Genomic DNA, 8,418 nt, shown 5'->3' with positions numbered 1-8,418 from the left:
TTTAGTGTGCCGACTTAGCTCAGCTGGTAGAGCAACTGACTTGTAATCAGTAGGTCAACCGTTCGACTCGGTTAGTCGGCACCATTTATTTTAATTAAGTGTTTTAACAACATTTAATTAGCACTGTTTAAGTGCCTCGATAGCTCAGTTGGTAGAGCAGAGGATTGAAAATCCTCGTGTCCCTGGTTCGATTCCGGGTCGAGGCACCATTTATACAAAGCCTTGCTTATGCAGGGCTTTTTTGTTTTTGACCAGTGTTCAAAACTAGCTTTCAAATAATTTAGTGTGCCGACTTAGCTCAGCTGGTAGAGCAACTGACTTGTAATCAGTAGGTCAACCGTTCGACTCGGTTAGTCGGCACCATTCATCAACTTATTTCTATTATCAAAACACTGAATCAGTAGTCTGTACAAGTTACCCGTTCGACTCGGTTAGTCGGCACCATTTATCAACTTATTTCTATTATCAAAACACTGAATCAGTAGTCTGTATAAGTTACCCATTCGATTTGGTTAGGCTGCACTACCTCGTGTACAACACTTTATTTTTTCCTGATAAATTAATTTTAATCTACATAAATAATGTTGTGATCTGATAGTGTTTATATTTACAAAGTTGCTGATCATTTAACTATACCTGCCGTATAACTCACTTATTAGTTCACTCATCGCTAGCTATGTAATGTTATGTAAAGTAAGTTGAGCAAAATTAGCCAAGGTGCTTGAATTACATTCATAAATAGCAGTAATTCAGGTTAAATTATGATTTGGCAATACAAGCCAACGTTATTGGCACTTAGTGTGATTCTGCTCAGTGGTTGTGCGAGTAATATAAATCCACAGGAGCGCCAACAAGCACCCAGTAATGTTCCTAAGCAGTGGCAACAACAAGCAGCAAGTTCAGTTTTGCAAGTGGATGATGAATGGTTAACGCAACTAAACACGCCATTGCTGAAAAAATATGTTAACCAAGCGCTTAAAAACAATCAGCAACTATTACAAACCAGCTACGATGTTGCCATTACTAAGCAGCAACTTATTGCGTCCGGGGCAGACCTTTGGCCTAGCTTAGATTTATCTACGCGTACTAGTCGAAGTAAAGATAATCGGCCTGTTAGTTATAATAATGCTAGCTCCGTAAGCTTAAACTTAAATTATGAAGTTGACTTATGGGGCAAACTGTCAGATTCAAAACGTGAAGCTAACCTTTCATATTTAGCTCAAAAAGCGCGTTTTGAACAGGCTAAACAGCAGCTTGTTTCGGATGTTGTTCAAGGATGGTTTGATGTTGTGTCTGCACAGCAGCTACTCGATTTATATAAACGCCGTGAAGAAAATGCTAAGCAAAATCTCGATATAATTGAATCGGGTTACCGCCAAGGTATAAACGAAGCGCTCGATGTTTATTTAGCCCGCAATGAGCTAAATAACGAACGTTCACGCATAGCTACTCAAACAGCCAGCCTATCCAGTGCTGCAAGACTACTGGAGCGTTTATTAGGTGAGTACCCAAAAGGAGCAATTTCTGCAAGTAATGACTTACCGGTTATTAACACAGAAATTCCACTGGGAATTCCATCTGAACTTATTACCCGAAAGCCTGCATTACTTGCTAGTTGGTACGAACTATTGGCGACCGATGCGTCATTGGCTTACGCACATAAACAGCGCTTTCCTAGTTTAAATTTAACTGCAAGCTTAAGTGATAGCACAGACAGAGTGAGTGATTTATTTTCTCCTTCAAGCCTTGCATGGTCTTTGCTAGGAAGTATTTCGGCACCTATTTTTGAGGGGGGACGTTTACAAGCCAATGAAGAAATTGCACGCCTAAATACACAAAAGCAAGAACAGCAATATCTGCAAACTCTGTACGATGCATTTGGCGATGTAGAAAACGCGATTTCGCAGCAGCAATCTTTAAAGGCTCAATATACAAGCACACTTGAAGCGCAAAAAAATGCACTTGCTGCCGAGCAGTTATCATTTGAGCAATATCAAAGTGGCTTAGTCACTTACACCACAGTATTGGATGCACAAGATCGCTCATTCGATGCGCAAAGTTCATTAATACAAATTAAGAATCAATTAATTGCAAATAGAATCAACCTACATGTTGCCCTTGGTGGTGATTTTGAAAAACCATCAAGCGACCTAAAGAGTAACAACGATGAAAACTAAAACAGCTAAAATTATTATTCCAGCCGCGGTTGTTGTTACCGCTCTTTTAATTGTGTTTTTTATCAAAAGTAACCCGCCAGAAGCGAGGCGTTTTGGCTCAGCACCAAAAGCAGCTATTAGCGTGTCGGTATTAGAGGTTGTGCCTCAAAGTTACCAAGTAATGATAGACAGCTACGGTACAGTAAAGCCTCGCACACAAAGCTTACTTGTTGCTCAAGCATCAGGGCAAATCATCGACGTGAGTGATGAGTTTAGAGAAGGTGGTTTTTTTGAAAAAGGCGACGTGTTACTAAAGCTTGATGATAGAGATCATCAGGCAGAGGTTAAATCTGCACAAGCTAACTTACTCACAGCAGAACAAAGCTTACTGGAAGAAAAAGCCCGCGGGCAACAAGCACTGACTGATTGGAAGCGTCTTGGTGGTTCAAGCCAAGCCAGCAGCTTGGTACTACGTGAGCCACAATTGGCAGCGGCACAGGCACAAGTGTTATCAGCACAAGCTACTCTTGAAAAAGCAGAGCTTGATTTAGAGCGTACAAAAGTGACTGCACCCTATGCTGGGCGCATACTAAGTCGCAGTGTCGATTTAGGCCAAGTAGTGAGTAACAATACCCAACTTGCCACTATTTACGCTATTGATAGCGTAGAAATTCGTTTACCAATAAAAAATAAAGACCTTTCGTTTGTAAACCTGCCAGAGCAATACCGTGATGGTGCTAAAAACCAAGCCGGTTCGTTAGTCAAATTTAGCTCTGATTTAGTGGGCGAACAAACATGGCAAGGCCAACTTGCACGCACTGAAGGCGCAATTGACGAAAACGCGCAACAACTTTACGTAGTAGCAAAAATAGACGACCCATATAAATCAACCGAGAGTAACCAATACCCAATTAAAATAGGGCAATACATTAAGGCACAAATTGCAGGCAAAACGGTACAAAATGCGTTGATCATTCCCAACAGTACAATTTATCAAGGCACCTATGTTTACGTAGTTGAGGGTGATGCACTAAAACGTAAAGACGTTACTTTTGCATGGCAAAACGCAAACCAAGCAATGATCAAAACAGGATTAAAAGCAAACGACAAGTTGGTTATCACGCCACTTGGTCAAGTGAGTTCGGGCACTAAAGTGAGTATTTTAGGTGAAGAGCCAAAGGAAAAAAAACCTAAAGGTATGCGCCCGTCGCGAGAGCAACTTGAGCAAAAAGCAAAAGAGCTTGGTATCAGTGTTGAAGAGTTAATAAAAAAACGTCGCGCAGCCAATCAAGGAGATAAAGCATGATTGCTTGGTTTACCAAAAACCATGTTGCTGCCAATCTATTGTTAGTAACTTTGTTGTTGTCGGGGCTATTTAGTTTATCGAGTAAAATACCACTTGAGGTGTTTCCGTCTTTCGAAACAGACATGATAAGCGTAGGTGTTAGCCTGCGTGGTGCAACCCCTGAAGATGTAGAGCAGGGCGTAACAATTCGTATAGAAGAAGCGGTACAAGACCTAGAGGGTATTAAACAAATATTTAGCCGCTCGTCAGAGGGCTCAGGCTCTGTAACCATTGAGGTTGAAAGTGGTTACGATCCTCGTGAACTGTTGGCTGATATTAAAAGCCGAGTGGATGCGATTAATACGTTTCCTGGCGATGCCGAAAAACCAATTGTTGCGCTGGCTGAGCGCAAAAGAGAAGTAATAGCTGTTACTGTATCAAGTGATTACGGCGAAAAAGAAACGCGTGAATACGCAGAAACAGTGCGAGATCAAATACTGCGTTTGCCTAATGTAACGCAGGTAGAGCTAAGTGGTGTACGAGATTATGAGTTAGCCATTGAAGTTAGCCAAGACACACTTCGCCAATATAACCTAACCCTTGCGCAAATATCGAGTGCGATTGCTAATTCAAGTTCTGATATTTCTGCCGGTAACTTAAAAACAGAAGGTGGCGATGTACTGATCAGCTCAAAAGGGCAGGCTTACCGCAAAGACGAATTTGCTAGCATAGTAGTAAAGAACCAAGCCGACGGAACAATTATTCGCCTAGGTGATATTGCTACAATAAAAGACGACTTTGAAGAAACGCCAGTGCGTACCCGTTTTAATGGTAAGCAAGCAGCGTTTATAGACGTTTACCGAATTGGCCCGCAAAGCGCGATAACCGTGGCAGACGATGTTAAAAACTATATTGAAGAACAGCAGGCCACGCTACCACAAGGTTTTAAACTAAGCTATTGGGATGACGATTCAGAGTTAGTTAAAAGCCGTATAGCAACCTTAACCAGTAATGCTCTACAAGGTGGTATTTTAGTTCTGGCACTGCTCACGCTATTTTTGCGCCCAGCAATTGCATTTTGGGTATTTATTGGTATTCCAGTATCGTTTATGGGCGCATTTATCGCGATGCCAATTTTTGGTGTAACGCTAAATATAATGAGCTTATTTGGCTTTATTTTAGTGCTCGGTATTGTAGTAGATGACGCCATAGTAACCGGCGAAAACGTGTATACCCATTTAAAAACGGCAAAATCGGGTGAGCAGGCTGCTATATTGGGTACTCAAGAAGTGGCTACTCCCGTTACCTTTGGTGTGCTGACTACGGTTGCTGCCTTTTTACCTTTAGCATTTATTGAAGGGGCACGCGGCGCCTTATTTGCGCAAATTCCGGTAGTCGTCATTCCGGTGTTATTGTTCTCGCTAATTGAGTCTAAATTTGTGTTGCCAGCACATTTAAAATACATAAAATTACGCCACCAAAAAGGTGAACCATCGAAGCTTGAAGCAATTCAACAACGCTTTGCAGATGGCTTTGAAAGTGCAATTTTAAAATATTATCAACCTATCTTAAATACTGCTTTACGCCATAAATTAGCAACGGTAAGTTTATTTGTTGGGGTATTTTTTATAATTTTAACCATGATCACAAGCGGTTGGACTAAGTTTATCTTTTTCCCACGAATTCCTAGCGAAACCGTACGGGTTAACCTAACACTGCCAACAGGTACACCGTTTGAAGTAACCAATAAATACGTGATTGATATGTCCGAAAAAGCGCAGCAATTACAAGACAAATATCGCGATCCTAATACAGGCGAAAGCGTTATTTTAAATATATTAGCCACTACAGGCGGGCGCGGTGGTGTATCCAACTCCGGAGCGGTACGCTTTGAGATTACACCTGCAGAAAAGCGTGAATCAGACATAGGCTCACGCGAGCTTGCAAGTGAATGGCGCGATTTAATTGGTGTTATTCCTGGCGCTGAAAGTCTAACATTTAGAGCTGAAATTGGCCGAAGTTCAGACCCAATAGACGTTCAACTAAGTGGCACCTCGCTAACAATACTGCAAGATGTAGCTGATAATATTAAAAATCGTTTAACAACGTACCCAACGGTGTTTGATATTGCCGACAGTATGTCTGACGGTAAAGAAGAGTTGCGTATAGAGCTTACGCAACAAGGTTTGGCGCTTGGTTTAAACCGTGTAAATGTGGCAGGACAAGTGCGTAATTCGTTTTTTGGCTCGCAGGTTCAGCGTATTCAACGCGGACGAGACGACGTGCGTGTAATGGTTCGTTTACCTATTGACGAGCGCCGCTCGATAGCTGATTTACAAAATATACTAATAAACACCCCCGATGGCGGCTCTGTGCCATTGTCGCACGTGGCAACACTTACGGCAGGACAAAGCCCATCAACCATAAACCGTATTGATCGTTATCGCACACTAAACGTGACGGCTGATATTGAAAAAAACAACACCAACATGACGGTGCTTCAAGCCGACCTAGCACAATATTTAGACGAGTTAATGCAGCAATACCCAGGTGTTGATTACAAACTCGAAGGTGAAGCCAAAGAGCAAAGAGAGTCGTTTGGCTCATTGGCTTGGGCGTTAGTGTTTGTGTTTTTTATAATTTATGCGTTATTGGCCATTCCGTTTAAGTCATACATGCAACCAATTATTGTTATGAGTGTTATTCCATTTGGCATGATTGGCGCAGTAGTAGGGCACTGGATAATGGGTATGGATTTAACAATTATGAGCCTACTAGGTATGCTTGCGTTAATAGGTGTCGTAGTGAACGATTCGCTTGTATTGGTTGATTTTATTAATAAAAAACGCAGCGAAGGTGGCGATTTAATAGAGGCAGTTAAACTTGCTGGCGCATCGCGCTTTCGCCCAGTTATGCTCACCAGTTTAACCACTTTTATAGGTTTAATGCCGCTGCTGTTTGAAAAAGCCACACAAGCGCAGTTTTTAATACCTATGGCCGTTAGTTTAGGGTTTGGGATTATTTTTGCGACCTTTATTACTTTATTGCTAGTACCAGTCAATTATATGTTGATGGAACGATTTCAAGGCTGGTTTAAATAATACAAAAACGTGTTGATACAAAAGCTGTAGGTATTCAATTGCCTGCAGCTTTTTTGTTTTTAGCTATGCAAAATTGAAAATTATTTAAGGTGTTAAATAGATAAACGTGGATATATAAAGAGGTTTGATTGTGCGTGTTAAAACGCGAGTAGATAATAGTGTTCCCCAAGATACGGTACTCGGTTTCAGTCCTGAAACCAGAAGGTTTCAGGGCGGGAATCTGCGGTTTACCGTAGGCTTCTCGGTACATGCCAAGCTTGCACAATAGTAAACGAACAGAAACCCTGGTATAAAATTTATCGGCTCAGGGACTTAACCCAGCTCCAGTATCCCAGGGAACAAATTAAGTATATAAGACATATGCCAATCCTTAAACCCAAAACGTAAAAAATTAAGTCGTTCGCTTAGTTTTCCCACACCTTTAACTCGCTGTTTACTTTATTGCGTAGTTTTTGAGCGTGATCATACAATTAATTGGAGTTGCTTTTTATCGAGTGGTAGCATTGCTTTAACTAGCAAAGCGAAGGCTTGATTATGAACGATTTACCAGATTACGAAAAAGCTCAACTACTTTTAGAAAAAAACGAAATATTTGTTTCCCCTGCTGAAGCGCATGGTGTTATTAGTGGTTTATTAGCATGTGGACTAAGTATTGACGACAAGGAGTACCTAGGCCTTTTAAGCGATGTATTCAACGATGGTGAATCGTTCGGTAATGGTTTAAAAGCATTTTTTGGCACTATATATAAGCAAGTTGTTGCAAGCTTTAATGATGAAGAGTTTCAGTTTGATTTATTTTTACCAAGTGATGACGAGACACTCATCGATCAGGCTAATGGGCTCGTATCATGGGTATCGGGATTTATGCTTGGTTTTGGTTTAAAGCAAAAAGATTACGGTAAGCTGTCGGCTGACGTGAAAGAAGTAATTAGCGACTTTAGCGAAATAACACGCCTAGATACCACTTTCGAAGAAACCGAAGAAGATGCTAACGCACTTCACGAAGTTATTGAATATGTACGTGTATCGGCACTACTTTGTTTTGCTGAGCTAGGTAAAGAGCAAAGCAGCCAAAGTGATAAAAAAACGCTTCATTAAACTTAATTAAAAAGTACAACGGGTTAGCTAATAATGGTTGAAATAAAAAAGTCAGAGTTTAAAGCACGCAGAGAACGCTTACTTGCACAAATGGACGATAACAGCATTGCGCTTATTCCGGCTGCTAGCGAAGTAACGCGAAGCCGCGATACTGACTATGCTTTTAGACAAGACAGCGACTTTTTTTATTTAACCGGTTTTAACGAACCCGATGCTGTATTGGTGCTTTGTAACAACAGCGATACACCCAGCACCCTATTTTGCCTTGATAAAGACAAATTAGCCGAAATTTGGCATGGCCGACGCGTTGGTTTTGATAAAGCCAAAAGCGACTACTTATTTGACGAGGCTTACCCATTAAGTGATTTAGAAGAGCAACTGCTTGAGCTACTAAATGGTAAAAATGCGATTTATTTTGCACAAGGCGCTTATGATTCATTTGATAGTAAAGTTTTTTCTCTTTTAGGTACACTTCGTGGCGGGGCTCGCAAAGGCCTTAAAGCACCGAGTACGTTAAAAGAAATTCGCGGCCTTATCCATGAAATGCGTTTGTTTAAATCGCCAAGCGAAATAGAGGTAATGCGCGAAGGCTGTGAAATTAGCGCCCGTGGCCACATGCGAGCTATGCGCTTTTCACATGCAGGAGCAACTGAGTTTCAATTAGAAGCAGAGCTTCATCATCATTATGCAATGAACGGCGCACCTCATCCGGCTTACGGCACAATTGTAGGTAGCGGCGATAACGCTAATATTCTGCATTACACGCAAAATAGCGATG

5 protein-coding genes, 3 tRNA genes and 1 other RNA gene are annotated in these 8,418 nt (G+C 41.3%); 8 read left to right on the top strand and 1 reads right to left on the bottom strand.

Going from position 1 to position 8,418, the window contains the following annotated elements:
* Positions 1-8 precede the first annotated feature (8 nt).
* The 6 genes from BCG07_RS12440 (at position 9) to BCG07_RS12415 (ending at position 6,542) form a co-directional block, all read left to right on the top strand.
* Positions 9-84, top strand: a tRNA-Thr gene (locus BCG07_RS12440).
* A 49-nt stretch (positions 85-133) separates the two neighbouring features.
* Positions 134-209, top strand: a tRNA-Phe gene (locus tag BCG07_RS12435).
* A gap of 78 nt (positions 210-287) precedes the next feature.
* A tRNA-Thr gene (locus BCG07_RS12430) sits at positions 288-363 on the top strand.
* Between the two features lie 398 nt (positions 364-761).
* Complete coding sequence (locus BCG07_RS12425) at positions 762-2,177, top strand: efflux transporter outer membrane subunit (RefSeq protein WP_006793733.1); 1,416 nt, start codon at positions 762-764, stop codon at positions 2,175-2,177.
* The gene (locus BCG07_RS12420) at positions 2,167-3,462 is read left to right on the top strand and encodes an efflux RND transporter periplasmic adaptor subunit (protein ID WP_243531583.1); all 1,296 of its coding nucleotides are present in this window, start codon (positions 2,167-2,169) and stop codon (positions 3,460-3,462) included. The genes BCG07_RS12425 and BCG07_RS12420 overlap by 11 nt, the downstream gene beginning before the upstream one ends.
* Entirely contained in the window at positions 3,459-6,542 is a 3,084-nt protein-coding gene (locus BCG07_RS12415) for an efflux RND transporter permease subunit (protein ID WP_243531581.1), read from the top strand. Before BCG07_RS12420 ends, BCG07_RS12415 begins: the two co-directional genes overlap by 4 nt.
* A gap of 158 nt (positions 6,543-6,700) precedes the next feature.
* Here the strand turns inward: BCG07_RS12415 and ssrS are convergent.
* Positions 6,701-6,883: non-coding RNA, 6S RNA (gene ssrS / locus BCG07_RS12410), on the bottom strand.
* 193 nt (positions 6,884-7,076) lie between these two features.
* On the opposite strand from ssrS, the gene BCG07_RS12405 reads away from it, so the two are divergent.
* Positions 7,077-7,640, top strand: coding sequence for a UPF0149 family protein (locus tag BCG07_RS12405; RefSeq protein ID WP_008131954.1), 564 nt, complete (start codon positions 7,077-7,079; stop codon positions 7,638-7,640).
* A 33-nt stretch (positions 7,641-7,673) separates the two neighbouring features.
* On the top strand, positions 7,674-8,418 hold a 745-nt coding region (locus BCG07_RS12400), incomplete at its 3' end, for an aminopeptidase P N-terminal domain-containing protein (protein WP_286890369.1).

The sequence above is a fragment of the Pseudoalteromonas sp. ESRF-bin5 genome (assembly GCF_002632075.1).
Classification (GTDB): Bacteria; Pseudomonadota; Gammaproteobacteria; order Enterobacterales; family Alteromonadaceae; genus Pseudoalteromonas; species Pseudoalteromonas marina.
The sequence above is the reverse complement of the archived record's forward strand: the minus strand, read 5'-3'. Positions and strand labels throughout refer to the sequence as shown.

Bases quoted from the DNA above. Each gene is read 5' to 3' on its own strand.
- BCG07_RS12425 (WP_006793733.1), top strand. From the start codon at position 762: ATGATTTGGCAATACAAGCCAACGTTATTGGCACTTAGTGTGATTCTG.
- BCG07_RS12420 (WP_243531583.1), top strand. From the start codon at position 2,167: ATGAAAACTAAAACAGCTAAAATTATTATTCCAGCCGCGGTTGTTGTT.
- BCG07_RS12415 (WP_243531581.1), top strand. From the start codon at position 3,459: ATGATTGCTTGGTTTACCAAAAACCATGTTGCTGCCAATCTATTGTTA.
- BCG07_RS12405 (WP_008131954.1), top strand. From the start codon at position 7,077: ATGAACGATTTACCAGATTACGAAAAAGCTCAACTACTTTTAGAAAAA.